Origin of the sequence: Pseudoalteromonas sp. SG45-5 (genome assembly GCF_014164085.1) — a bacterium.
Classification (GTDB): domain Bacteria; phylum Pseudomonadota; class Gammaproteobacteria; order Enterobacterales; family Alteromonadaceae; genus Pseudoalteromonas; species Pseudoalteromonas aliena.
Genome location: NZ_JACJEM010000022.1, coordinates 1 through 24,740, shown reverse-complemented (window position 1 = coordinate 24,740; position 24,740 = coordinate 1). Strand labels below are relative to the sequence as shown.

At 39.0% G+C, this 24,740-nt stretch carries 24 protein-coding genes; 14 read left to right on the top strand and 10 right to left on the bottom strand.

Annotated elements, in window-relative coordinates; translation table 11 throughout:
* Positions 1-61: 61 nt before the first annotated feature.
* The 4 genes from H5119_RS09005 to H5119_RS08990 form a co-directional block, all read right to left on the bottom strand.
* Positions 62-394: a DUF6968 family protein gene (locus tag H5119_RS09005; protein WP_182701978.1), complete on the bottom strand. Its 333-nt coding sequence runs from the start codon at positions 392-394 to the stop codon at positions 62-64.
* Between the two features lie 75 nt (positions 395-469).
* Complete coding sequence (locus H5119_RS09000) at positions 470-823, bottom strand: gamma-glutamylcyclotransferase family protein (protein ID WP_182701977.1); 354 nt, start codon at positions 821-823, stop codon at positions 470-472.
* Between the two features lie 342 nt (positions 824-1,165).
* On the bottom strand, positions 1,166-1,540 hold the full coding sequence (locus tag H5119_RS08995) for a hypothetical protein (RefSeq protein WP_182701976.1): 375 nt from the start codon (positions 1,538-1,540) through the stop codon (positions 1,166-1,168).
* Between the two features lie 425 nt (positions 1,541-1,965).
* A complete protein-coding gene (locus H5119_RS08990) occupies positions 1,966-2,913 on the bottom strand; it encodes a LysR family transcriptional regulator (protein WP_182701975.1) in 948 nt (315 codons plus the stop codon).
* Positions 2,914-3,030: 117 nt separating this feature from the next.
* Here H5119_RS08990 and aceK point away from each other — a divergent pair, with 117 nt between their 5' ends.
* The 5 genes from aceK to H5119_RS08965 all read left to right on the top strand — a co-directional run bounded on the left by aceK (position 3,031) and on the right by H5119_RS08965 (position 7,938).
* Complete coding sequence (gene aceK, locus H5119_RS08985) at positions 3,031-4,803, top strand: bifunctional isocitrate dehydrogenase kinase/phosphatase (protein WP_182701974.1); 1,773 nt, start codon at positions 3,031-3,033, stop codon at positions 4,801-4,803.
* 64 nt (positions 4,804-4,867) lie between these two features.
* Positions 4,868-5,830, top strand: coding sequence for a zinc-binding dehydrogenase (locus tag H5119_RS08980; RefSeq protein WP_138585080.1), 963 nt, complete (start codon positions 4,868-4,870; stop codon positions 5,828-5,830).
* A gap of 62 nt (positions 5,831-5,892) precedes the next feature.
* On the top strand, positions 5,893-6,144 hold the full coding sequence (locus H5119_RS08975; RefSeq protein WP_007582532.1) for a DUF2999 family protein: 252 nt from the start codon (positions 5,893-5,895) through the stop codon (positions 6,142-6,144).
* A 159-nt stretch (positions 6,145-6,303) separates the two neighbouring features.
* On the top strand, positions 6,304-6,954 hold the full coding sequence (gene lepB / locus H5119_RS08970) for a signal peptidase I (RefSeq protein ID WP_182701973.1): 651 nt from the start codon (positions 6,304-6,306) through the stop codon (positions 6,952-6,954).
* Positions 6,955-7,149: 195 nt separating this feature from the next.
* Positions 7,150-7,938, top strand: coding sequence for a hypothetical protein (locus tag H5119_RS08965; protein ID WP_182701972.1), 789 nt, complete (start codon positions 7,150-7,152; stop codon positions 7,936-7,938).
* Between the two features lie 150 nt (positions 7,939-8,088).
* Here the strand turns inward: H5119_RS08965 and H5119_RS08960 are convergent, their stop codons facing one another.
* Together H5119_RS08960 and metG are read right to left on the bottom strand one after the other, a co-directional pair.
* Entirely contained in the window at positions 8,089-8,799 is a 711-nt protein-coding gene (locus H5119_RS08960) for a flagellar brake protein (protein ID WP_138585078.1), read from the bottom strand.
* A gap of 253 nt (positions 8,800-9,052) precedes the next feature.
* A complete protein-coding gene (gene metG / locus H5119_RS08955; protein ID WP_182701971.1) occupies positions 9,053-11,074 on the bottom strand; it encodes a methionine--tRNA ligase in 2,022 nt (673 codons plus the stop codon).
* Positions 11,075-11,261: 187 nt separating this feature from the next.
* On the opposite strand from metG, the gene apbC reads away from it, so the two are divergent.
* Together apbC and dcd are read left to right on the top strand one after the other, a co-directional pair.
* Positions 11,262-12,338: an iron-sulfur cluster carrier protein ApbC gene (gene apbC / locus H5119_RS08950; protein WP_182701970.1), complete on the top strand. Its 1,077-nt coding sequence runs from the start codon at positions 11,262-11,264 to the stop codon at positions 12,336-12,338.
* Between the two features lie 6 nt (positions 12,339-12,344).
* Positions 12,345-12,929 carry a dCTP deaminase gene (dcd, locus tag H5119_RS08945; protein ID WP_076923901.1) on the top strand — a complete coding sequence of 195 codons (585 nt, stop codon included), beginning with the start codon at positions 12,345-12,347 and terminating at the stop codon, positions 12,927-12,929.
* A 16-nt stretch (positions 12,930-12,945) separates the two neighbouring features.
* On the opposite strand, the gene H5119_RS08940 is transcribed toward dcd, so the two are convergent.
* Both H5119_RS08940 and H5119_RS08935 read right to left on the bottom strand, forming a co-directional pair.
* Entirely contained in the window at positions 12,946-13,731 is a 786-nt protein-coding gene (locus tag H5119_RS08940; protein WP_182701969.1) for a CLCA_X family protein, read from the bottom strand.
* Positions 13,732-13,751: 20 nt separating this feature from the next.
* Positions 13,752-14,348 carry a tRNA-uridine aminocarboxypropyltransferase gene (locus H5119_RS08935; RefSeq protein WP_182701968.1) on the bottom strand — a complete coding sequence of 199 codons (597 nt, stop codon included), beginning with the start codon at positions 14,346-14,348 and terminating at the stop codon, positions 13,752-13,754.
* Positions 14,349-14,485: 137 nt separating this feature from the next.
* Here H5119_RS08935 and H5119_RS08930 point away from each other — a divergent pair, with 137 nt between their 5' ends.
* The 3 genes from H5119_RS08930 to hflX all read left to right on the top strand — a co-directional run bounded on the left by H5119_RS08930 (position 14,486) and on the right by hflX (position 17,999).
* A complete protein-coding gene (locus H5119_RS08930) occupies positions 14,486-14,830 on the top strand; it encodes an Hpt domain-containing protein (RefSeq protein WP_182701967.1) in 345 nt (114 codons plus the stop codon).
* Positions 14,831-15,195: 365 nt separating this feature from the next.
* Complete coding sequence (locus H5119_RS08925) at positions 15,196-16,413, top strand: pyridoxal phosphate-dependent aminotransferase (protein WP_182701966.1); 1,218 nt, start codon at positions 15,196-15,198, stop codon at positions 16,411-16,413.
* A gap of 233 nt (positions 16,414-16,646) precedes the next feature.
* A complete protein-coding gene (gene hflX / locus H5119_RS08920) occupies positions 16,647-17,999 on the top strand; it encodes a GTPase HflX (protein ID WP_182701965.1) in 1,353 nt (450 codons plus the stop codon).
* Positions 18,000-18,100: 101 nt separating this feature from the next.
* On the opposite strand, the gene H5119_RS08915 is transcribed toward hflX, so the two are convergent.
* Both H5119_RS08915 and H5119_RS08910 read right to left on the bottom strand, forming a co-directional pair.
* On the bottom strand, positions 18,101-19,834 hold the full coding sequence (locus H5119_RS08915) for an AMP-binding protein (protein WP_182701964.1): 1,734 nt from the start codon (positions 19,832-19,834) through the stop codon (positions 18,101-18,103).
* Positions 19,835-20,018: 184 nt separating this feature from the next.
* Positions 20,019-20,465, bottom strand: coding sequence for a DUF3010 family protein (locus H5119_RS08910; protein WP_033039270.1), 447 nt, complete (start codon positions 20,463-20,465; stop codon positions 20,019-20,021).
* Positions 20,466-20,824: 359 nt separating this feature from the next.
* On the opposite strand from H5119_RS08910, the gene thrS reads away from it, so the two are divergent.
* The 4 genes from thrS (at position 20,825) to rplT (ending at position 24,142) form a co-directional block, all read left to right on the top strand.
* Positions 20,825-22,735 (top strand): threonine--tRNA ligase, encoded by a 1,911-nt coding sequence (gene thrS, locus H5119_RS08905; RefSeq protein ID WP_182701963.1) that lies wholly within the window; start codon positions 20,825-20,827, stop codon positions 22,733-22,735.
* 58 nt (positions 22,736-22,793) lie between these two features.
* Entirely contained in the window at positions 22,794-23,354 is a 561-nt protein-coding gene (infC, locus tag H5119_RS08900) for a translation initiation factor IF-3 (RefSeq protein WP_077538071.1), read from the top strand.
* 212 nt (positions 23,355-23,566) lie between these two features.
* Positions 23,567-23,767, top strand: coding sequence for a 50S ribosomal protein L35 (gene rpmI, locus H5119_RS08895; protein ID WP_002960713.1), 201 nt, complete (start codon positions 23,567-23,569; stop codon positions 23,765-23,767).
* A gap of 15 nt (positions 23,768-23,782) precedes the next feature.
* Positions 23,783-24,142, top strand: a complete 360-nt coding sequence (gene rplT / locus H5119_RS08890; RefSeq protein ID WP_002960711.1) for a 50S ribosomal protein L20 — start codon at positions 23,783-23,785, stop codon at positions 24,140-24,142.
* Positions 24,143-24,740 lie beyond the last annotated feature (598 nt).

Here is a 24,740-nt window from a genome sequence, read left to right as displayed (position 1 = left end):
TTACGATTTTTAAGTTATGTTGTAAGTGCTAATTTATATTACATAACATGATTATTGAAATTTACAATTCGAAATCATACTCTTCACTATAGAGGCGTATTGTTGCTTCTTTCTCTTGAGCAATAGTTTCTAATCGTAACTTTATCAATTGATTCATTGCTATACTTAAAGCTTGAAATGAATCAACGCCACAAGCTCGATCATTGATAATTTTACTACCAATAATGATTTTGATTGGACACCTCCAATCGTAACCGCTAACAGTTTCAACGTCGTTAACAGGTGTTCCAATTTCAACTGTCACCTTTTCTGTGCCTGTGCAATTGAATAGTTCGAATTCTCTCGACGCAATAAGAGTAGAAAATATATTAGATATAGGTGCGAGTTCATTCATTTTTATGTTCTTCAATGTTTAGTGAGTTTGAAAATAGCAATTAGCCTAAAAGTAATGCTAATTAATTCTTTATAGCTATATGTTATTTATTTGAGATTTAGCACATACGTAGGCCCAAGCTTTATTTCCTGAAGAGTAACTTCCCGCTACTCGTACGTATTCTTCTACTTCGTATTCGTCAGCTTGCTTTAATTCTAATGGTGTAAGCTCAAAAACGGTGCCTTCTACTATATCTGTATCTTTCCCCGTATAGTTAAGAATAGGATGAATATCTGTACCACTAACTTGTATTACTGCTGGATCAGAGATTTTAATTTCGCCAAGCGTATAACCAATCAACGAATCTTTTACTCCGTTTAACACATGACCAAAAGTTTCTTTTTGAACAGATTCCATTTGCAATGTACCGTATGAAAATAACTTTTCCAATTTAACACCTTTATTATTTATTGGTTCTAAGTTAATGCAGCGCTTAAATAGTGTTCACTCTCCATAAATAGGCGATAACGCAGCATAAATGGCAAACATGGGCTGCCCTTTGGATTCTTTTTAGGTATAACTAAACTTTGCTCGGTTTTTACTTATTCGTACTCGGATGTAAGCCATTAGAGTAACGCAGGAGCAGTTACCGAGACTACTAGGTTACAAACCACGCGTAGGGATTCAAGCGATCCTAGATTGGGAAAATTTCAATTCACAAAAATCCAAACGTCCATACTTCAATGGGGTGACAAAGATTAAAGAGCGCTTATATAGTCGGTCATTTTTACTTTAGTCAGCTGATGCATAGATTGTCACCGTTATGGCTCCACCAATTTCAGCTAACTTTGAGATCGAGCTTTGACTCAACGATGATTGAAATGCTCTTGGCAAAGAGTCTGCTTCAAACCCAAAGTCGAATATCCGTTTTATACACCCATCCCAAATAGCTCTCAGGTTAGGTGGTAGAGACATAATCAATTGGTGATATTTATCAACGATATCGTTTTCTGTATCTTCAGACGTTTCGAAAGAACCACGCCAAGTGCCTTCAATCTCTTCGAGTCGAAATATCATAACTTCTTCGCCCCAAAAATGGACAATTGGACGAATATCCTCCTTTGATTCAATATCTAGATCTATATTTAAGAAATGAATTTCGCTCATTACTAGTGCCTGTTTATCTTTCGAGGTTAAATTTGCAGCAGACTGTTTGGTATTTAGGTAAGGCAGAGCCTATGTAGTTTGGTTATTCCCCATAAATAGGCGATAACGCAGCATAAATGCCAAACATGCGCTGCCCATAGGGTTCTTTCTAGGGACGATTAACTCTTTGTTGCTTACATGAATATAGATAAGGGGCGTGAGCAGGACGCGGAAGCTTTGCTCTATTTTTACTTAGCCCACTAGGTTACAAACCTCGCGCCGCGATTAAATCGTCCCTCGATTGAACAAATTTCAATCCTGAAAGGTCAACAGGCCCTAGGCTTTATGTTGGGTAATACTGTTACTATTTTATAATTTTTACGGAATAACGCAAAGGGTTTATTATTCTAAATATTGCTTATAACATGCGAATTAGTTTATTTTTATCATCTATCTGCAATTGTTTTAGCAAACGCTAATAACTCACGTCTTAACCATTGATGTGCTGGTGCGTGGTGAAGCAGTGGGCTCCATATCATTTTCACCTCAATAGGCACTATTTGAAAAGGAACTTGGCTTATTACTAGGTTTGTATGTGTAGTGAGTAATTTAGCTTGGCGGCGTGGAAGGGTAGCAATAAGCTGCTCTGATTGGCAAAGGAGGCCTGCAATCATGTAGTGGCGTGTAAAAACGCGTATTTTACGGGTTTGCTCGAGTTGCCAAAGAGCTTCGTCTACCCAACCGAGTTTTTGTTTTCCCGATTTATTAGTAACAGCGGCTTCAGGCCCCCAACCTGCACGGTTTACCCAAATATGTTCTTTCTCTAAGTAATCGTCTAAACCTGACTGTTGTAAAAAGGTATTTTTAGGATGGGATAAGCAACAGTAATTATCGCGCCATACGCTGGCTTGATGAAACGAGCGAGGCAGCCCATTAAAGCGATTTATGGCTAAATCGATAGTGCCTTTTTCCATATCTTGCAGATTTACGTCACTTGGGCTTAATACATCAAAATTGATACCTGGGTTTTTACTAAGTTGCGCGGTTATAAAAGGGGCTATTAAGGTCGACTCTATATAGTCGTTTGCCATTATTCTAAACGTAATGTTAGCGGTTGCAGGGTTAAATTGCTCGCTAGGTTGAGTAATAGCCTCAGCCATTTTTAATAGGGCCTCTACTTCAGGTTTTAACGCAAGTGCTTTTGTCGTTGGTGTCATTGAACCTGCAGCACGCACCAGTAGTGGATCGTCAAATAAATCGCGTAAACGCTTTAATGCGTTACTCATAGCAGGTTGCGTAAGCGCGAGCTTGTTAGCCGCTTTCGAAACACTTTTTTCATCAATGAGTACATTTAAGTATACTAACAAGTTGAGGTCGACGTTTCTTATATTCATATGATCAATTTAAGTTATATGCTTTATTAATTATCTAAATTAAAGCCTGCTTGCTAAGGTGTAAACAATTAATAAAAAATAACCGCCATAACTGGCATCAATATAAGTAGTGTATTTATGCAAAATAGGCTAACAAATCAATCTAATAATGCGCTACAACACGTTATAGCCAGTAAGCTTGCTCGGTCTGTTTTTGCTGGGTTTGAAGCGATGTTTTCGCAATTTTTAAATATTACACTGGGTGCACAAAGCCGTTTTGAACAACAAAAATATCACGATGCACAAAGCGCTATGCGTGAGCGTTTACAGGTATACGAGCTCGAAGTGAAAAACGTAAGTGAAGCGGTGCGGGTTATTGCTTACGCTGAACTTACTTGTTCGCAAACGTGGCAGTTAGCTAAAAATATTTACGGTGATATGGTGCAAAATCATGAAAACAAACCCATTGCACATACCTTTTTTAATTCTACTTTTGGTGCAATTTGGGACGATAAAAAAATTCGCACCGTACATTTATTTGTATTGAAAGCAAAGTATCGCAGCGAGCCACGTTCCTTTGAGAGCTTAGTGAGTAGAGTATCACTACAAAAAGGGTTCAATAGCGCCGTTAAAACGCTTATTACTAATCAAGTATTTAGAGTGCCGTTTAATCATTTAGAGCGTGATGTAGCCACATTACACAGTGCGTTAATGCAAGGCGCGCAGCAGCAATGCAAACAGGTGTACGAACTTATAAATTTAAATGATGGCTATATTGAATACGCTAATTCATTATTTTTCAGAAATAAAGCCTGTTATTTAATTGGGCGTTGCATAGCTAAAAATGGCGATAATATGCCTTTTGCCATCGCTATTTTGAATACCGATAACGGATTAAAAATAGATGCTGTAATGATGGGCGCCGATCAATTAAGTCTATTATTTGGCTTTGCACGCGCCTATTTTATGGTTGATACCGACCAGCCCGCCCGCTACGTAGATTACTTAAGTGTATTAATGCCGCACAAACAACGCTTTGAGTTATTTAACGCTATCGGTTTTATTAAACACGCTAAAACGGAATTTTATCGTTATAAAGTTGATACGACTAAAAACAGCCCAGTAAACCTTAAATACACAACAGCACCTGGTACGCCAGGTATGGTGATGCTGGTTTTTACAATTGCAGGCTCAGACTATGTTTACAAAGTCATTAAAGATAAATTTAGCGCACCAAAAACAGCTACCAAGGCGCAAGTAAAAGGAAAATATAACTTTGTAAAGCAAGCTGACCGCGTTGGGCGCTTGGTAGACACGCACGAATTTAGGTATTTAGCGTTTGATTTAAGCCGTTTTAGCGATGAACTGCTTGAGCAGATGAGAAGCCAAATTGGTACCAGCATGATTATATCGGGCAAGGCACTTATTTTAAAACACGTGTATGTTGAACGTAAAATGACCCCGCTTAATTTATACGTTAATCACTGTGATAACAAAGCTCTAGAGCAGGTAATGATTGATTACGGTAAAGCAATTAAAGAGTTAGCCGGCGCTAATATATTCCCAGGCGATATGTTAATGAAAAATTTTGGTGTAACACGTTGGGGCCGGATTGTATTTTATGATTTTGACGAGATTTGCCCACTGACTGAGTGTAACTTTAGAGAAGTACCGCAAACACAAAATAGCCTTGAAGAGCTAAGCACTAGTTCGTATTTTGATATAGACGAAAACGATATTTTCCCGAGTCAGTTCAAGGTGTTTTTTAGTGCAAACGACAGCGCATTTAAGTACTTTAATAGCCATCATAATAATCTGTTTTCAGCTGGGTTTTGGCAAAGCTGTCAGCAACAAATACACCAAGGCTATTTACCTGATGTTTATCCTTATAAACAAAGCTGGCGCTTTTGAGGTTGTTTGGATCTGTGTTCACCCCCATCTATAAGCTATTACAGTTTTTACATGTGGAGCAACAATGAAATATATTTCTCATGAAGATAGCAATCTTGCATTTGCACAAACCAACAAGCCGGTTTTAAAAAGCCACGAAGTGCTAGTTAAAGTGGCAGCGATTGGTGTTAACCGTGCAGACTGTATGCAGCGACAAGGTAAATACCCAGCACCAGCAGGAGACAGTCTAATTTTAGGACTTGAGTGTGCCGGTACAATTATCGAGCTTGGCAAAGAGGTAGAAAAAACTTGGCTAAATAAGCGTATATTTACGTTATGTGCTGGTGGTGCTTACAGTGAATATGTAGCCGTTGATGCAAAGCAACTGATGGAATTGCCAGATGATGTAACAATGGCTGAGGGCGCTGCAATAAGTGAAGTATATTTGACCGCATTTGGGGCGTTATTTGAGCTTGGTAAATTGCAAAAAGGGCAAACAGCGCTTATTCATGCAGGTGCGAGTGGTGTGGGCGGTGCAGCAATTCAAATGGCTAAAAGCGCTGGAGCTACCGTGGTCATTACCGCTGGTACGGATGATAAATGTCAACACGCAAAAGAGCTCGGTGCCGATCATGCAATTAACTACAAAACCACTGACTTTGTAGAATATATGCAAGCAAATAATCTCACAGCAAATGCAATTGTAGATCCTGTTTCGGGGAGTTACTTAAATAAAAACGCCACTATTGCAGCGATGGATTGTCAAATTGTAATGTTGGCATTTTTAGATGGACGCTTTGCAGAAGTCGATTTTGCAACGCTTTTACAAAAGCGTATTTCGTTCCATGCCTCAACACTTCGTAATCGTAGCATTGAGTTTAAACGTAATTTACGTGATGATTTTGTAGCGCGTTTTTACAGCGAACTAGCCGATAAAAAATACGACTTTAACGTATATAAAACTCTACCTTGGGGCGATGCAAACGAAGCTCATGCTATTTTAGAGCGTAACGAAAATGCGGGTAAAGTGGTTTTACTTGTAGAGTAACTCTTTAATTTTAGGGTTTAGCCCATATACTAAGTCCTATAAAAAACACTTAAGGTTTAATAATGAATCCAATACTAGCAATACTTAAAGAGCACAATGTAAGCGACGAAAAAGTAAAAGCATTGTTTGAAGCGTTTACTCAAAATCCAATGATGGCAATGGCACTTGTTCAAGAGCTTGGTATTCCACCAGAAAAGCTACAGCAACTAATGGCAGTCGTAATGACACAGCCACACTTAATTAAAGAAGCAACCGACGAACTAGGTTTAGATTTTGAAAAGGTAAAAGAAGCAAAAGAAAAACTAAATCAGTAACGAGTAAACGTTTAGCCAAGGTTGATAGTAAGTAAATTCGCCTTGGTTTTTTCCTATCTATTTGCTTTTCTCTAAATTAAATATATTTTGTTACACTCCTCATTGAACGACTGCTACTTAACAGAGTCATATAATATCAACCAACAGCAAGGACTAAGCATGAAGTCACTTTTTAAGTTTTGGAAAAATAACCGTTCTCTCATCGTATTCATTGCATTAATGAGTGTTTTTAGAAGTGCGGTTGCAGATTGGTACGAAGTACCTACAGGCTCGATGAAACCAACGATTCAAGAAGGTGATCGGATCCTTACCAACAAAATGGCCTACGATTTACGTATTCCGTTTACGCACATATCATTATTAAAATTAAACGATCCGAAAACAGGTGATATTATTGTATTTGACTCACAAGCTGCAGATAACCGCTTAATTAAGCGTGTCATTGGCGTTCCAGGAGACAGCGTAGCACTTGAAAATAATGAACTTATTATTAATGGCAAAAAGCTTACTTATGCATATCAGCAAAGTAATACAGACTCGTTTGATAAAATTGAAGATTTAAACGGTCATAAACATTCTATACGTGTTGCTCATAGTCCTTCGCGTTTATCGGGCTTTGCTGAAGTAATTATTCCTGACGGTTACTACCTTGCAATGGGTGATAATCGAGATAATAGTGCAGACTCTCGCGTAATTGGTCTAATACCCAGGCAAGAGCTCCTAGGTAAAGCTAATCGAGTGATTGTATCGCTTGATTATGATGACTACTATTTACCAAGAAAAGATCGTATTTTAAAAGTATTAAATTAACGCCTAATTTTTGAGTTAACTAAAAACTATTTAACGTGAACTCTGGTTAAGAGGTTTACTCGGGCTAAGAATTGTCAGTGAGAACAAGGCAATTTCATGTGTCAATAGCGCGCTACATGTAAGTAAATTCAACACAGTTAGTATTGAAAATAGCTGCTGAGATAGATTTATTATCCAGAGTTCAGGTCATATATTATGAATAAACATATTAAGTTATCAGCTTTAGCGTCAGTTATTGCATTAATTGTAGCGAGTGCCGGTTTATTATGGGCACCTGAGCAACATACACTATTAACTTTTGAGGTTACTTCACTCGCTCTTTTGCTATTTAACAGTATCAGTATCACTCGTTGTGTGTATAAAAATAATGAGAGTAAGCGTGTGAAAAGGGTTGCGTTGCTTTGTACGGGATCATTATTGTTATGTATATGCGGTGACGTCGTTAATTTTAATTTACTAGAGCAATATTATATTCATGGCAATGTGATTAAACATGATTATTTAGTTGACTCAGTTTTATTTTTTGCACCTGGTTATACACTATTGCTACTAGCTTGCTTTTTTGTGATTAAGTCAAAAGCGTGCAATAACACTCGTATTTTAGGTCTTTATTTTTTAACAGCCTTATGTGTATCTCTGACCTCTTTTTACTCTATGTATATCCCAGAAGCTGCGAGCTACACATTAGTATTAACGTGGGCTTATAGCTTTCTAATAACGGCTGTGGGTCTAGCTAGTATTTTGTTAGTTAAGTCATATGGGGCTTTAAAAGCGCCGCTGAGTGTGTGGATATTGAGTTTAGGTTTAATTTTTGCCGCATTAGCAGATGCCCTAATAGGTCTTTTTTGGATTTATGGTAATGGCGGAGAAGGATTTTATCCGCAGATAAGATATATTAATTGGGTGTTTTATATAATCTCTCAATCAATTGTTATTCACCTTCCTAAAGTCATGGTAATGAATGCACAAAATAAGCGCAGTTAAGTACGTTAACTGCTCTAGTAATTCCTTTAAATTCGAATAAAAAAGGGCTAGAAAGGGGGGTTATCTGAACAGTTAATTTAAGCTAATCACTTTATTGCTATGTTTAATATAAAGTTCAATTGGTCCGGTAATGAGGTGATTGAAGTGTATTCAATCACCACTAATAGAAAAAGCTTCAAGTAATTCTTGTAGTTTTGCGTGTTCTTGGGCGTCAAATTCTATACCTACGTGTAAATTACTGTCTTTCATTTGGTTATTTCTAATGTAGGAGCTAATAACAACAGGTTTACTATCTATTGGCGAAATGATGTGCATAAAAACCTGTCGCCTCTTTAGTGCTAAAAAGCCAGAACTAACGTGAATCGTAAATCGACACCCAGTCGGCGAAATATCAATAATTAAGCCATGTAATAACCCTTTGCTGTCAGGCTCATATTCTTCATGTAGGCTTATTTTTGCCGGAATGTGTGTTTTTAATCGACTAGTTTCTCTTAATTGTCTACTTTCTATCTTTTTTGGATAGTCGAGAAAAATCAACCTTTCTGGGCGAAAGGAAATTGCAAGAATCGTAGTAGAAAATGCAATGCATTCTCCTCGTTCATCTTCAACAACATACCTAACAATGGCGCCGTTGCCTTCTTTTAAAACATCAGTGTAGCTATGTTTTCCAGCTTGCGATGGGTATTTTAATACTAAATATTTTCCAATATCATAGCCTATAAGCGGGAGTTTAAAGCGCATTTGGATAGGATTATTTAACTGAATATCAATTAACTTACCTGGTAAAAGATCTAGAAAAAATTTATTATTTTTATCGGGTAAATTTTCTTTTTCTACCACGTTGTTTTTTTCTTCTGCCATAGAGAATACCTATACATAACTAGCAAACAAGTATGTTTTAATAGCAATAATAAAACACTAGCCTGAAAGGATGGTATTTTTATTGTGATTTAAACTTTAGGGTTGATTATAATTGTCGGATTTAGGTAACTGATTTAGATCGGATGGTTTTTATAGATTGAGGATTATCAAATTCATGATTATGCGAACTTTGATATGTGCGGTGATGAAACTCAATAAGCCGCTGAAGTTACAACGGCTTATTAAACTATAATTACATTACGCGCATACCAGGCTCTGAGCCATCATCTGGGTTAAGAATATAAATTTCTTTTCCGCCAGGGCCTGCTGCTAATACCATGCCTTCAGACATACCAAAGCGCATTTTACGAGGCTTAAGGTTAGCAACCATAACGGTTAGCTTGCCTTCAAGATCCTCAGGTGCATAAGCCGATTTAATACCCGCAAACACCTGGCGAGTTTCGCCGCCTAAATCAAGTGTTAGCTTAAGTAGTTTATCTGCGCCTTCTACGTGCTCTGCTTTAGCAATTTTAGCTACGCGTAAATCTACTTTTGCAAAGTCATCAAATTCTATTTCGTCGCTAATCGGCTCTTTTGCAAGTGGGCTGTTAGGGTCAATCGTTACTTTTTGCGCTAAGCTTTCTTTAGATTCTTCAACCATCTTGTTCACTTTATCCATTTCAACACGTTGCATTAACGGCTTAAATTTATTGATAGGGTGGCTTACTAGCGCATTTTGAACGCCGTCCCATGCAAGGTCGTCATTTAAAAACGCTTGTACGTTATCAGCCATTTCTGGTAACACGGGTTTTAAGTACGTAATTAAAACGCGGAACAAGTTAAGACCAAGCGAACACACTTCGTGTGCTTCTTGTTGCTTAGTGTCGTCTTTAATTAATACCCAAGGTGCTGCGCCATCAATAAATTGGTTTGCTTTGTCGGCAAGCGCCATTATTTCGCGAATTGCGCGGCTGTAATCGCGGTTCTCGTAGTGTGATGTAATGCTAGGTGCAGCAGCTTGAAATTCTGCTAACAGCGCTGGCAGCATAATAGTACTGCTTAATTTGCCATCAAACTTTTTCGTAATAAAGCCAGCACAACGGCTCGCTATGTTGACTACTTTACCTACTAGGTCTGAATTTACACGTTGTGCAAAGTCTTCTAGGTTTAAATCAAGATCAACAATACCGCTGCTTAATTTTGCGGCGTAGTAGTAACGTAAGTACTCTGGGTTTAAGTTATCTAAATAAGTACGCGCTTTAATAAACGTACCCTTCGATTTAGACATTTTTTCGCCATTTACAGTGACAAAACCATGAGCGAATACGTTAGTTGGCTTTCTAAAATTAGCGCCTTCTAGCATTGCTGGCCAAAATAAGCTGTGGAAGTAAATAATGTCTTTACCAATAAAGTGATAAAGCTCAGCGTTTGAACCTTCAGCCCAAAACTCATCAAAGTTGATGCCTTTTTTGTCACATAGGTTTTTAAAGCTTGCCATGTAACCAATAGGTGCATCTAGCCAAACGTAAAAATATTTGCCCGGTGCATTTGGAATTTCAAAACCAAAGTAAGGCGCATCACGGCTAATATCCCACTGTTGCAAGCCATCGGTAAACCATTCGTCTAGCTTGTTAGCCATTTCTTGCTGAATAGTGCCCGAGTGTAGCCATTCTTTTAACATGCCTTCAAATGCTGGCAGGTCAAAAAAGTAATGCTCAGAATCTTTAAGCACTGGCTCAGCGCCCGACATGACAGAGCGCGGATTAATGAGTTCGGTTGGGCTGTATGTAGCACCGCACGAATCACAGCTGTCGCCGTTTTGGTTTTCAGACTTACACGTTGGGCAAGTACCTGTTACAAAGCGATCGGGTAAGAAAATACCTTTTTCCGGATCGAATAATTGCGAAATAGTGTGCTTTTTAATATGACCGGCATCGTTTAGGCGGTTATAAATAAGCTCGCTAAATTCTTTGTTTTCTTGGCTGTGCGTGCTGTGGTAGTTATCAAATTTGATATTAAAGTCAGCAAAGTCGCGTTGGCGCTCTATGCTCACTTGTTTTACCATTTCTTCAGGCGTGATCCCTTGCTTTTGCGCATTAAGCATAATTGGCGTGCCGTGGGCATCGTCTGCGCAAACATAATAAGCTTCGTGGCCCTGTAGTTTTTGAAAACGTGACCAAATATCAGTTTGAATATATTCCAATAAATGACCTAAGTGAGTAGGGCCATTTGCATAAGGTAATGCGCTGGTAATCAGGATCTTTCGCTGCGTCATAATCATTCCGAATTGAGGATAAAACGCCGTTTTTATTATACAAACGGCAATTATCATTAATTTATCTACAAGCTATCTGCTTAGAGTGTGCACAGCTTATGGATTTTTATTAATTGACTGGTGTTAATGCCCTGAATGTTACATAATTCCGTGGCACTTTTCATCAAAGAAACGCTATTTAATTGCTATGTTTGGACTGTCGAAACTATTCTCTTCTAAATCGGTGCAAAAACAACCGATTATTACTGCCTTAGCGGCATATCGTAGTGCGGCTTTTGCCGTCGGTATAGACGAAAGCTTTATTGATACTATTACTCAAAATGACGATAAATCACTACACATTAAATTAACCCTGCCATTTGCTGGGCAATCAGAAATGCCTTTAGTTGAGCAACACGTAAGTGAAAGCTTAAATGTGCCTGTAACAATTAGCGCTAAGGTTATCATTAAAGAAGCAGCTAAGTTTAAAGCGATTAAACATATTGTGCTTATTGCCTCAGGCAAAGGCGGAGTAGGTAAGTCGACTACTGCCGTTAACTTGGCGGGCGCCCTTAAAAACGAAGGCGCAAAGGTGGGTATTTTAGATGCTGATATTTATGGCCCGTCTATTCCCATGCTTTTAGGTTTGGTGGGCGCAGAGCCCGTTACTAAAGATAACAAACAGCTACAGCCTTTTGATGCAAACGGCATTAAAGCGCAATCTATTGGATTTTTAGTACCAAGCGATGATGCCACTGTATGGCGCGGACCAATGGCGTCAGGCGCACTTAGCCAGTTACTTAACGAGACTGATTGGGGCGAGCTTGATTACTTAATTGTGGATATGCCACCAGGTACCGGTGATATTCAGCTTACAATGAGCCAAAAAGTTCCCGCGAGCGGCACTGTTATTGTAACGACACCGCAAGACTTAGCGCTAGCCGATGCGCAAAAAGGCATTGCTATGTTTAATAAAGTAAACGTACCGGTGTTAGGCTTAATAGAAAACATGAGTCACTACATTTGCAGCCACTGTGGTGAAGCTAACCACGTATTTGGTAAAGATGGTGCACAAAAGCTTGCACACAAGCACGGTGTACCCGTACTTAGCCATATTCCTCTTGCAATAGATATACGCGAGTATTCTGAGCAAGGGAAACTTATTGCCAACGATAACGAGGCGGCAATAAGCAAAACATACAGCGCAGCAGCGAGGCTTATAGCCAGCACGCTCTATTATCAACAGCATCACAATGCGATTGAAATTGTGATTACGGAAGATTAGTAAATAATGAGACTTTCAGACACACATATTAATGAATACCTAAGCGACGGTCGCATTGTTATTGAGCCTGCGCCAACGAGCGAGATGATTTCAGGCGTGACTGCCGATTTGCGCTTGGGTAATAAATTTAGAACATTTAACGCACACAACGCGGCATACGTCGATTTAAGTGGCCCAAAAGATCAGTTAAATAAAGCCATGGAATCAATCATGAGTGAAGAAATAGTGCTTGATGAAGGTGAAGCATTCTTTTTACACCCAGGTGAACTTGCACTAGCTATTACCCATGAAAAAGTAACTCTGCCAGCAGATATAGTAGGCTGGTTAGATGGACGCTCATCGCTTGCGCGTTTAGGTTTAATGGTGCATGTAACAGCGCACCGAATAGACCCAGGCTGGAGCGGTAATATTGTTTTAGAGTTTTACAACTCAGGTAAATTACCACTGGCGCTTCGCCCACTGATGAAAATTGGTGCTATGAGCTTTGAAATGCTATCGGGTCCGTGTGAAAACCCATACAACATTCGTAAAGACGCTAAATATAAAGATCAAAGCAGTGCGGTAGCAAGTCGCATTAGTGACGATAAATAATCACCAAATATAGGCATTACTCGTCTATTTTATGAAGCGCATAACCCAGTAATTCAAAATACTGGTTAAGCGCTTCATTTGTTTTATTAATATGCTCAACATTTGGGTATATTAAATTACTACTTTGTAAGCCTCCCACCAAAAAGCTATTTTTTATATTTGAATGCTGCTCAATACAGGCTTCAAAACAGCGTGCTGCAAGTTCCTCTGGCATGCTCATATAATTCATGTTGTGGGTTTTATCGTGCTCTATACACGTTTGAACAAAGTTATTTGCATCCACACCATCCTCATCTAAAAATACATATTTATAAAAACTGTTTAAAGCATTATTAAGTGGGTGCGATAAATTAGGCGTGTTTGAAAGCCATAATTTTGAGGCAAAACCAAAGCGGGGTTTTGCTGCAAATAAGTGCTCGCTTATATGATGGTCAAACGCGTGAAACCATTCGTGGGCTAATGCGCCACCGCCTGCATTTTTTGCAAGAGCAAGTGTTTGAGTGGCCGCATTATAATGTGCCTGTACACCTTTTTGACCACCATAACCAAATGCAAAGTTAAGCTTGCCTCGCAGGCCAATCGCTTTAGGAGGTAAGTGTAGTATTTGCGCAAGATCCGCCAGTGCATCGTAAATTAAATTGGCGCTAATATAGCGCTCTTCTTTGGTTACCCATTTTCCAACGACCATAGATCTAAAGCCAAAGGTGTCTCTTATATCGCTAAAGTCGACTTGGTCGTCAAAGCGATAGTCGGGGCCTTGGCGAGTAAAGCCTCGTTTTAATCTGTTGGGATAATTACGCATTAAAGTTTATGGCGCCAAATTTAATCTAAGTAACGTGCTTTTACGTGCTCGGGCATGTGTTGGGTTTGTTTTTGTATTAATTCATCAAGCACATTATAAAGTGGTGCAGGATTTAGCTGCTCTATTAAAAACAAACTATGCGCTACGGCTTCAAGTGTGGATAGGCTGTCGGCCCGAGGGGCTTTACGGATAGCATAACGATTTTTAGGTAGTTGTTTAAAGCTGACCGTTTTGAACTGATTGAGTAAGGGAGTGAGTTGTAAAATTTTATAGGCTTTTTTCCATGTGCCATCAACCACGATTAAATGGGTGATGTTTGTTGCACTGGGTTGCTCAGCGCTCTCGTCTAAATCTATAGCGTTTTCGTTAGGGTAGAGTAAAACAGTTGAGCTGACTGGCAGCGTTTTTAGTATGGCAAAGTCATCATTATTTTCACCTTTGATTATTTGGCAATCAGTTAGGCATAAATTGAGTAGCTTAGCGGTATTTTTTGCTATTTTTTCTTCGCTAGGGTGCTGTAGAATAATAACCGTGACTTTGTTGTTTATATTTGTAATTGCGTTGCAAATGCAGGTGTTTAGTGCAAAGTTACACTGAGTGCAAAGTGTGCGTGCCATTAAATAAACTTTTTGTTGCCAGTATGAACTTCATAATTATACATTTATAAGGTAATTAAGTTGGTTTTTTTTACGCATCAATATAAAGTAGTGATATTAAACGGTAATGTACATGGATTGTTTTAAGGGCTTAAAATATGACAGAAATAAATATTGATACATCGGCATTAGAGAGTATGGAATCGTTATTGGGTGAACAATTTGCTGACACGCTTGATTTTTGTTGTACAGAGTTCGAGCGTTTAGGATCTGAAGTGTTAGCAACGATAGGTAGGGACAAAGAAGCGGCTATTCGTCACTCTCACAGCTTAAAGTCTAATGCGGCGCAGTTTGGTGCTTCAAGCCTCGCAGAAGTATCTCGTGTTATTGAACAAAATTTAAACCTAGATAATTTAGCTGAAGCCATCGACGCATCTAATAGTTTAATGGCTCAAGTAACTGGCTCTCAGGCTAAGCTAAATGAATGGTTAGCATCTCGTTAAATATTAAGTGTTGCTTGAATTTATTTCAGTATTAAGCGCTTAAATAGGCTGGTATTTTATGCCTTTACTAGGTTAGTCTAAAGACTCACTAGGGCGTGTTGAACTTTCGGGATTGAATTTGTAACGAGTGTCTGGTTTTTAGGTTAGACAGAGCCTATGCAGTGTGGTTTTTCCACATAAATAGGCGATAACAACATATAAAATCCAAACACGCATTGCCCAGAGGGTTCTTCCTAGGGGCTATTTTCTCTTTGTTACTCAATTTTTACTCAGCCCACTAGGTTACAAATCTCGCGCCGCGATTAAATCGCCCCTAGGTTGAACAAATTTAATCCATAAAGTCAATACGCCCTAAAGAGGTAAAAATGTCTGATATTAAAAAGAGTCATAAGTTAGAAGGTGTATGCTATGACATCCGTGGGCCGGTTTTAGCGCAAGCTAAAAAAATGGAAGACGAAGGTCAAAAAGTATTGAAATTGAATATAGGCAACCCAGCCGCTTTTGGCTTTGATATGCCTGAAGATATGCATCGCGATATTATCCGCAATTTATATTCAGCTCAAGGTTACTGTGACTCCAAAGGCCTCTATTCAGCTCGCGTGGCTATTTATCAGCATTATCAGCAACGTAAGTTACATAATTTAGACGTTGATAACATTTATATTGGTAACGGTGTAAGTGAACTGATCCAAATGGTCACCCAAGCGCTACTCAATAATGGTGATGAAGTACTTATTCCTGCACCCGATTATCCGCTTTGGACTGCATCGGTTAAGCTATCAGGGGGCAACCCCGTTCATTATTTATGCGACGAAGACCAAGATTGGTTTCCAGATATTGCTGACATAAAAAGTAAAATCACTTCAAAAACAAAAGCATTGGTATTAATTAACCCTAATAATCCAACCGGTGCGGTTTATAGCGACGACTTGTTAATGCAATTAATCGATATAGCACGAGACCACAAATTACTGTTATTGAGCGATGAAATTTACGAGAAGATTTTATACGACGGTGTAACGCACACGTCTATAGGTTCGCTTTGCGATGATGTGCCAATTATTACTTTTAACGGTTTGGCAAAAACATATCGTGCTGCAGGGCTTAGAATGGGATGGATGGTGTTGAGTGGCCGTACTTCGGTAATGGACGACTTACGCAAAGGCCTAGATATACTTGCCTCTATGCGTTTATGTGCAAACGTACCAGCTCAATATGCTATTCAACAAGCGTTAGGTGGCGTGCAATCAATTGATAATTTAATTAATCCCGGTGGTCGTTTATACGAGCAGCGTGATATAGCTTGGCGTGGTTTAAATGCAATTGAAGGTATTAGCTGTAAAAAACCAAAAGGTGCTCTATATGCGTTTGCTAAGGTAGATACAGCGTATTTTAATGTTAAAGACGATGAGCAAATGATGTTTGACTTGCTCAAAGCTGAAAAAATATTATTAGTACATGGTAGGGCGTTTAATTGGCCTGAGCCAGATCACTTTAGATTAGTATTTTTGCCAAACAAAGATGATTTGTCGGATGCGATGCTAAAAATGAAACGCTTTTTTAAAGACTATCGTCAAGTTTAGTGAGCGGTATTAAGTTAAGTGCTCAGGGTATGTTGAATTTTCAACGTACCCTTAATATCTCCTTTACTGATACCTAAATAACGTCATTTATAATGCCAGTAAAGATGTGTTTTGATAATAATGACTGATAGTCAGTTATAAAGGCTGTAAAGCTTTGCTATAACAGCGTAGGATCAAGTTACTTTCGAATGAAAAATAGGTTTGCACTTCAGGTGCATTAACACACAAAAATTATGCAATTAACTGCAAAACCATCACTTCCTAATGCGTTACTTATTTCTATTAGTACACCACAGTTTAAAGGTGACGAAGCAACAGAGTCGCTTGCAGAGCTTGCGCGTTTGGTTACTACGTTAGGGTTTAAAGTAGTAGGTACGCAATCGCAAAAACAAAGCTCTACTCAAAAAGTTAATGTGCTTGGCTCAGGTAAACTAGCAGAAATAGCCCATCTTACTGGTAATAAAGGCTCCGCTGCAGATGAGCAAGAGGATGAAAATGTTCTTGATGACGATCCATTATCTGACATGCCGTCAGAAATTCCATCAGACGAACTTGATTTTGCCTGTGCCGATGTAGTGGTATTTGACTGCGATTTAACGCCTTCTCAACTACGTAATGTTGAGAACCAGTTAGGCGTAGAAGTATTTGACCGCACTGGGATTATCATAGAGATATTCAGCCGTCATGCGCGTACTAAAACTGCAAAATTACAAGTTGAGATTGCGCGCCTTAATTATGTAGCGCCACGGCTTCGTGAAACATCCACAGGTGATAAAGAACGCCAAATGGGTAAAGGTGCGGGTGAAACCACACTTGAACTAAACCGTCGTAAAGTACGCGATCAATTAGCAGAACTAAAGCGCGAACTTGTTAGTGTTCAAGATGTAATGATGGACAGGCGTACGCAGCGCTCAGAGCTATTCTCAGTGGCTTTAATTGGTTATACCAATGCGGGCAAGTCATCAATGATGCGTGCAATTACCGGCAGTGATGTAGAGGGAGAAAACAAGCTCTTTGCAACGCTAGACACCACTGTTCGGGCGCTGTACCCGATCACACAGCCTCGTATATTGGTGTCAGATACTGTTGGTTTTATTAAAAAATTACCTCATGATTTGGTTGCTTCATTTCATTCAACATTAGCAGAAGCGCATGATGCATCACTATTGTTATATGTAGTTGATGCATCTGATCCTTCATTTCGCTCACAGCTTGAAGTAGTACATAACGTTTTGGCTGAAGTTGGAGTGGAAGGCAGTAAAAAGTTACTGGTACTGAATAAATCAGACCAATTAAGTACTGAACAGCAGCAGTCGCTAATGGATGAGTTTCCTGATGCAATGATGACCTCTACGCGTAACCCTGATGACATTAGTAAACTGCATAAATACATTGTTGATATAGCTCAAGAGGACATGATTGAAGAAGAGGTTGTTATACCCTATACCGCCAAAGGTATCGTGGGCGAAATTCGGTCAAGCATGAGTGTTGTTAAAGAAGAATATGAATACAGTCATATTAAATTAACAGTACGCTCAAGTGCGATTGATTTAGAGCGTTTAAAAAAGAGAATGTTGGATTTATAATAAATTCAAAACACAAAAAGCACAGCCAATTGGCTGTGCTTTTTAATAGTTGCTTGAGGTATATTTATTATTCGCAATACGGGTTTTTCATAGAGGAGAAATTAAGAGAAAGCCTTATCGCTTAGCTCTTCTTGCATTTGCTCGCGCATTTTAAATTTTTGCAGTTTACCTGTTACTGTCATTGGGTAGTTTTCTACAAAGCGGATATGTCGTGGCATTTTAAAGTAGGCTAGTTTGTCTTTCAAAAAGTCACGAATTGCCTGCTCATCAAGCAGAACATCTTCTTTTGGTTGGATCCAAGCGCACACTTCCTCGCCATACCTTTCATCTGTTATACCAAATATGGCAGCATCTTGAATGCCCGGGTAGGTGTAAAGTACTTCTTCTATTTCTCGAGGGGAAATGTTTTCGCCGCCACGAATAATCATATCTTTGATCCTGCCAACGATACTTACAAATCCTTCAGTATCCATAACACCTAAATCACCAGAGTGCAGCCAACCGCCTTCATCTATAGTGGCTTGTGTTTTAGCTTCGTCATTCCAATAGCAGCGCATTATGCCAGCCCCTTTACTACATACTTCGCCTGGTTGGCCAATTTTTTGAATATTACCCAGCTCGTCAATAATTTTAACCTCAGTATGTGCAAGGGCACGGCCAACTGTCGTTACTTGGCGCTGTATTGAGGAGTCTGTTTCGGTAATGTTGTTTATGGGGCTGCACTCTGTTTGCCCGTAAGCAATAAGTACTTGATGCATGTTCATTTGTGTTTGTACTTTTCGCATTACTTGCTCTGGGCATGTAGAGCCTGCCATTACACCCGTGCGTAAAGTACTTAGATCATAATCATTAAAATTACTCAGCTCAAGCTCACTAATAAACATAGTAGGTACACCGTGCAGCGCTGTACAACCTTCTTGTTGCACTACATCAAGGGTAGTTTTTGCATCGAACGAATCACTAGGATAAATAGCCGCAGCGCCTTTAGTTACGCACAATAAGCTGCCTAATACCATCGCAAAACAATGATATAAAGGGACAGGAATACATAATTTGTCGTCGCTTGTAAAATGCATAGATTCGGCAACAAATAGCGCGTTATTTAAAATATTTTTATGGGTAAGCGTTGCGCCTTTTGGGCTGCCTGTTGTGCCTGATGTAAATTGAATATTGATGTCTTGCTCTGCATTTAAGTGTGTACCTATTGCTGTTAATTCGAGCGCATGTGCTGCTGTTGGCAAGTTAATAACGTCATTAAAACAATACATACCTGGAGATGCTTCATTGCCAATGCGAATTATATTTTTAAGAGAGGGCAGTGCTTTTAAATTAAGCTTTTCTTTGTCGCTACTTGCAAGCTCTGGCGCTAAACTATTAAGCATCTCTAAATAGTCACTGCCTTTGAAGTTTGATGCTGTAATGAGGGTTGAACACTCAACACTATTTAACGCATATTGTAATTCATTAGGGCGGTATGCTGGATTAATACACACCATTATTGCGCCAATTTTAGCCGTTGCAAATTGGGTTAAGCACCACTCAATATTATTAGGAGACCAAATACCCACTCGCTCACCAGATTTTATGCCAAGCGCCAGTAACCCCATAGCAAGTTGATTAACTTCTTGTTGAAATTCTTTATACGTTAAGCGAATACCCTGATGATGAACTACTACAGCTAATGTTTCTGGGTTTTTGTCGACAATAAAGTCAAAGTACTCGCCGATAGTTGAATTTGTTAAAGGTGTGCTTTGTATACCTTTAAAATAGCTTTGTGATAACGGTAAACTATTTATTTTTTCTACTTCTTTTACTGCAATAGTGTGTGTGTGCATTGCTCTCTCCATGAAAATGTGCGTGAGTTATTAAACTACAAAGTTAAAATAAACACATATTGTCGACAAAGAGAAGTGCGGTTAGACTAATGTATTAGTGGTTTTATAAAAACCAAAGCTGTTTTTTAGGCACAAAAAAACGCGTCTTACACTGTAAGTACGCGTTTTTAAACGAGCAATGAGTCTACATTTCGTCGCTGCGGTATGTTCTTTTCATTATGTAAACGTAGGCATTTACAAAAGCATTTTCTTGATACTTTTTAAGGCCAGTATCTTCAAAATCTATTGGAATAGGATTGCGCTTTACCTGCTCTTTAATTTCAGTTGTGGTAAATAAACGCACATCTAAATTTTCAATTAATTGAATGGCAGTTTCCATTTTAAATCCTTTTGCGCTGCCGGCAAATTTACCCTTTGGCTGGCGCTCACGAATTGCAACAGAATCAATTTGGTAATCTTGCATTAGTTTTGCAAAATCAAATTGAAATTTACGCATTACTTCGGTGTCGTTACCGTTACCTAAGGTAAAGCGTGTTTGGCGCACATCGCGAATGTCAAATACGTCATTATCTTTACTCAAAATACAAAGTAGTACATCGCTACCGGTAATTTCTACACCACATGTTCTCATTACTATTCTCTACTATAACTTAATTACGCAGTATTATACCCAACACTCATTAAAATGCGAGTGCTAGCATGACCCACTAGGTTAACTCTAATATTTTTAGCTAATTTTGTCGCTTTTCTAACAAAAGTTGATTTATATCGTAAATCAGCTCGAATTTTCGGCGCGTATGACTTGTAATTAAGCGTGTGGCACGCGACAATATCTTTTTGTAGTTGAGCAGACTCAGCATCTACATTAGCCCAATATGGCGAAAAATAGTCAATGCTTATTCGTAAAAGTGTTGTCGAGTCATTCTCATTTAATTAATTAAAAATACACGTGATACATTGTAGGTGTCACCACTGTAGCAAGGATTTATAATGCCAGTTATTACTCTTCCAGACGGAAGTCAACGTAGTTTTGAAAACCCCGTAAGTACGCTTGATGTAGCAAATGATATAGGCCCAGGTTTAGCTAAAGCGACCATTGCAGGTCGTGTTAATGGCGACCGTGTTGATGCATGTGATTTAATAAGTGAAGATTCTCGACTTGAAATCATCACCGCTAAAGACGATGACGGGCTGGAAATCATTCGTCACTCGTGTGCTCATTTAATTGGTCATGCAGTTAAGCAACTTTTCCCAGATGCAAAAATGGCAATCGGTCCTACTATCGATAACGGCTTTTACTACGATATCGATATGGAACATTCATTATCACAAGATGATCTTGAAGCAATTGAAAAGCGTATGTTGCAACTTGCAAAAACTAACTACGATGTAGTGAAAAAAACAGTAAGCTGGCAAGAAGCACGCGATACTTTTGAAGCGCGTGGCGAAACATACAAAATAGAAATTTTGGATGAGAACATTGCTAAAGATGACCGTCCAGGTTTATATCATCACGAAGAATATGTAGATATGTGTCGTGGACCTCACGTTCCTAACATGAAATTTTGCCAAAACTTCAAAATAATGAAAGTGGCAGGTGCATATTGGCGTGGTGATTCAGAAAACAAAATGCTACAACGTATTTACGGCACAGCGTGGGGCGATAAAAAGCAACTTAAAGCATATTTAAAACGTCTTGAAGAAGCTGAAAAACGCGACCACCGCCGCATTGGCAAAGCGCTTGATTTATGGCATTGGCAAGAAGAAGCGCCAGGCATGGTATTTTGGCACAACGATGGTTGGAGCATTTACCGCGAGCTTGAAGAGTTTGTACGCGAAAAGTTACGTGAATATGAGTACGAAGAAGTAAAAGGTCCAATGATGATGGACCGTTCATTGTGGGAAAAATCAGGTCACTGGGAAAAGTATTCAGACGCAATGTTTACCACTGAGTCTGAAAAGCGTGAATACGCAATTAAACCAATGAACTGCCCAGGTCACGTGCAAATCTTTAACCAAGGTTTAAAGTCGTACCGTGATTTACCACTTCGTATGGCTGAGTTTGGTTGTTGTCATCGTAACGAGCCATCAGGCGCACTACATGGCTTAATGCGTGTTCGTGGCTTTACACAAGATGATGCTCACATTTTCTGTACAGAAGAACAGATAATGGACGAAGTGTCAGCGTGTATTAAGATGGTTTATGATACCTATGAAACATTCGGTTTTGAGAAGATTGTCGTTAAGCTTTCAACTCGCCCAGAACAACGCATTGGTGAAGATCATATGTGGGATAAAGCTGAGCTTGCATTAGCTGATGCACTTAAGCTAAATGATATTGAATTTGATTACCTACCGGGTGAAGGCGCGTTTTACGGTCCTAAAATTGAATTTACTTTGTACGATTGTTTAGACAGAGCGTGGCAGTGTGGTACAGTGCAACTAGATTTTGCATTACCGGGTCGTTTAGGCGCTACTTATGTAGCAGAAAATAATGAACGTCGTACACCTGTAATGATACATCGTGCCATTTTAGGTTCTATAGAACGCTTTATTGGTATTTTAACAGAAGAGTATGCCGGTTTATTCCCAACGTGGCTTGCACCAAAGCAAGTGGTAATTATGAATATTACCGATAAACAAGCGCCTTATGTTAAAGAAGTTGTGCAAAAATTAAATAAATTAGGTATTAGAGCCGCTGCTGACTTGAGAAATGAGAAGATTGGCTTTAAAATCCGTGAACATACACTTAAGCGTATTCCATACTTACTTGTTGTTGGCGATAAAGAAGTTGAGCAGCAAGAAGTAGCAGTGCGTACGCGCACAGGTGAAGACCTTGGCAAATTTAATGTTGACGATTTTGTAGCTAAAATTAGCGAAGAAATTAAAAGTCGACAGTAAAAACAGAGCGTGTAAGGCATAACAAACAGCCAATTACACGCTTATATTATTAATATTCTTGGAGGAACGTACTATTAGAGGCGGCAAGAAAGGGCAACAAACAGCCCAAAAAAATCGTATTAACGAAGAAATTACAGCTCAAGAAGTTCGTTTAATTGACCTTGAAGGCGAACAAGCTGGAATTCAGTCATTAAAAGACGCACAAACTATGGCTGACGCAGCGGGTGTTGATCTTGTTGAGATTAGCCCAAATGCTGAGCCGCCTGTTTGTAGAATCATGGACTACGGTAAGTTCATCTTTGAAAAAAGTAAAGAACTGAAAGAGCAGAAGAAGAAGCAAAAGCAGATCCAGATAAAAGAAATCAAATTCCGTCCTGGTACGGATGAAGGTGATTATCAGGTTAAGCTTCGCAACTTACGTAAGTTCTTAGAAGGTGGCGATAAAGCTAAAATAACCATCCGCTTCCGTGGTCGTGAAATGGCTCACCAAGAAATTGGTATAGAATTATTAAACCGTATCAAAACCGATTTAGAAGAGCTTGCAGTTGTAGAGTCTTTCCCAAATCGTGTTGAAGGCCGCCAAATGGTTATGATGATGGCGCCTGTTGCTAAAAAATAATTTTTAAGCGATAATACGCACCGAAATTAACCTAGGTCTGCAAGTTAATATGCAAATATTCACCTAGGTTAACCGGTCTAAAAGCAAGATTGCAGCATTTATGTTGGGTCTTCACCGGAACATGGCAGTAAGTTAGGCCTAAAAGTGGAGCTATAGAAATATATCTCACGCCTGCTTATTAATTTAAAAGCAATACAATTGGAGTTATTGCAATGGCTTATAAGCTAAAAAGTCACAGTGGCGCTGCTAAGCGTTTCAAAAAGACTGCTTCTGGCGGTTTCAAGCGTAAACAAGCGCATCTTCGTCATATTCTGACTAAGAAAACTTCTAAGCGTAAGTTACACCTACGTCCTAAGATGATGGTTCATAAAAATGACCATGGTCTAGTTTCACGTATGTTACCGTTCGCTTAATAGGGGTTTTTAGAAATGGCAAGAGTTAAACGCGGCGTTGTCGCACGTGCACGTCACAAAAAAGTTTTAAAACAAGCAAAAGGTTACTACGGAGCACGTTCACGTGTTTACCGCGTAGCTTTCCAGGCTGTTACTAAAGCGGGTCAATACGCTTACCGTGACCGTCGTGCGAAGAAACGTACATTCCGTCAATTATGGATTGCACGTATCAATGCTGCTTCACGTCAAAATGGTCTGTCTTACAGCCGTTTTATCAACGGTCTTAAAAAGACTTCTGTAGAAATCGATCGTAAGATCCTTGCAGATATCGCTGTTTATGACCAAGTTGCATTCGCAGCGCTTGTAGAAAAAGCAAAAGAAGGCCTAGCGGCTTAAGCTTTTTCATATAAGTATCAAAAAGGAGCCTATGGCTCCTTTTTTTGTGCTTAAACCTTGAGTGACCTTACTTAACCTGAACTCTGGTTAAGAGATTTACGAACGTATTGAATAATGGTGATATTTAAATTCAACGTAGTTAGCGCTGAAAATAGCTACTTGAGATAGATTTATTATCCAGCGTTCAGGTTACTTACACCAACCTGCATAAATCTTTGAGCAATTTAACGAGTTAAATTGCACTATAACGTCCTTAAAAATTTTTTATTTAGAACACTAGATACAAAAATTTTGCCTCGTTCTAGCGTAATCTTCTTAACGTTAAATAGACCCCATATATAAGCTAGCATCTAAATTTATTTTAACTTTTTCTTTTTGACATTTACGGAGAGTCCATATAGGCCCTAGTAATCGACTGTAAGGATGCAGAAAGTAATTGCCGAAACAGCCCTATGTTATTTTCGTCTGGTTATTTAACCTGAACTCTGGTTAAGATATTTACTAATATATTGAATCATAATGATATTTAAATTTATTTTTCTCTAGCCAGAGATTTTCAGTGAAAACAAGGCGAACTTACGCGTCAATAGCTGGCCTA

Excerpts from the sequence above, each read along its gene's own strand:
- H5119_RS09005 (WP_182701978.1), bottom strand. The coding sequence starts at position 394 with ATGAATGAACTCGCACCTATATCTAATATATTTTCTACTCTTATTGCG.
- H5119_RS08995 (WP_182701976.1), bottom strand. The coding sequence starts at position 1,540 with ATGAGCGAAATTCATTTCTTAAATATAGATCTAGATATTGAATCAAAG.
- H5119_RS08990 (WP_182701975.1), bottom strand. The coding sequence starts at position 2,913 with ATGAATATAAGAAACGTCGACCTCAACTTGTTAGTATACTTAAATGTA.
- aceK (WP_182701974.1), top strand. The coding sequence starts at position 3,031 with ATGCAAAATAGGCTAACAAATCAATCTAATAATGCGCTACAACACGTT.
- H5119_RS08980 (WP_138585080.1), top strand. The coding sequence starts at position 4,868 with ATGAAATATATTTCTCATGAAGATAGCAATCTTGCATTTGCACAAACC.
- H5119_RS08975 (WP_007582532.1), top strand. The coding sequence starts at position 5,893 with ATGAATCCAATACTAGCAATACTTAAAGAGCACAATGTAAGCGACGAA.
- lepB (WP_182701973.1), top strand. The coding sequence starts at position 6,304 with ATGAAGTCACTTTTTAAGTTTTGGAAAAATAACCGTTCTCTCATCGTA.
- H5119_RS08965 (WP_182701972.1), top strand. The coding sequence starts at position 7,150 with ATGAATAAACATATTAAGTTATCAGCTTTAGCGTCAGTTATTGCATTA.
- H5119_RS08960 (WP_138585078.1), bottom strand. The coding sequence starts at position 8,799 with ATGGCAGAAGAAAAAAACAACGTGGTAGAAAAAGAAAATTTACCCGAT.
- metG (WP_182701971.1), bottom strand. The coding sequence starts at position 11,074 with ATGACGCAGCGAAAGATCCTGATTACCAGCGCATTACCTTATGCAAAT.
- apbC (WP_182701970.1), top strand. The coding sequence starts at position 11,262 with ATGTTTGGACTGTCGAAACTATTCTCTTCTAAATCGGTGCAAAAACAA.
- dcd (WP_076923901.1), top strand. The coding sequence starts at position 12,345 with ATGAGACTTTCAGACACACATATTAATGAATACCTAAGCGACGGTCGC.
- H5119_RS08940 (WP_182701969.1), bottom strand. The coding sequence starts at position 13,731 with ATGCGTAATTATCCCAACAGATTAAAACGAGGCTTTACTCGCCAAGGC.
- H5119_RS08935 (WP_182701968.1), bottom strand. The coding sequence starts at position 14,348 with ATGGCACGCACACTTTGCACTCAGTGTAACTTTGCACTAAACACCTGC.
- H5119_RS08930 (WP_182701967.1), top strand. The coding sequence starts at position 14,486 with ATGACAGAAATAAATATTGATACATCGGCATTAGAGAGTATGGAATCG.
- H5119_RS08925 (WP_182701966.1), top strand. The coding sequence starts at position 15,196 with ATGTCTGATATTAAAAAGAGTCATAAGTTAGAAGGTGTATGCTATGAC.
- hflX (WP_182701965.1), top strand. The coding sequence starts at position 16,647 with ATGCAATTAACTGCAAAACCATCACTTCCTAATGCGTTACTTATTTCT.
- H5119_RS08915 (WP_182701964.1), bottom strand. The coding sequence starts at position 19,834 with ATGCACACACACACTATTGCAGTAAAAGAAGTAGAAAAAATAAATAGT.
- H5119_RS08910 (WP_033039270.1), bottom strand. The coding sequence starts at position 20,465 with ATGAGAACATGTGGTGTAGAAATTACCGGTAGCGATGTACTACTTTGT.
- thrS (WP_182701963.1), top strand. The coding sequence starts at position 20,825 with ATGCCAGTTATTACTCTTCCAGACGGAAGTCAACGTAGTTTTGAAAAC.
- rpmI (WP_002960713.1), top strand. The coding sequence starts at position 23,567 with ATGGCTTATAAGCTAAAAAGTCACAGTGGCGCTGCTAAGCGTTTCAAA.
- rplT (WP_002960711.1), top strand. The coding sequence starts at position 23,783 with ATGGCAAGAGTTAAACGCGGCGTTGTCGCACGTGCACGTCACAAAAAA.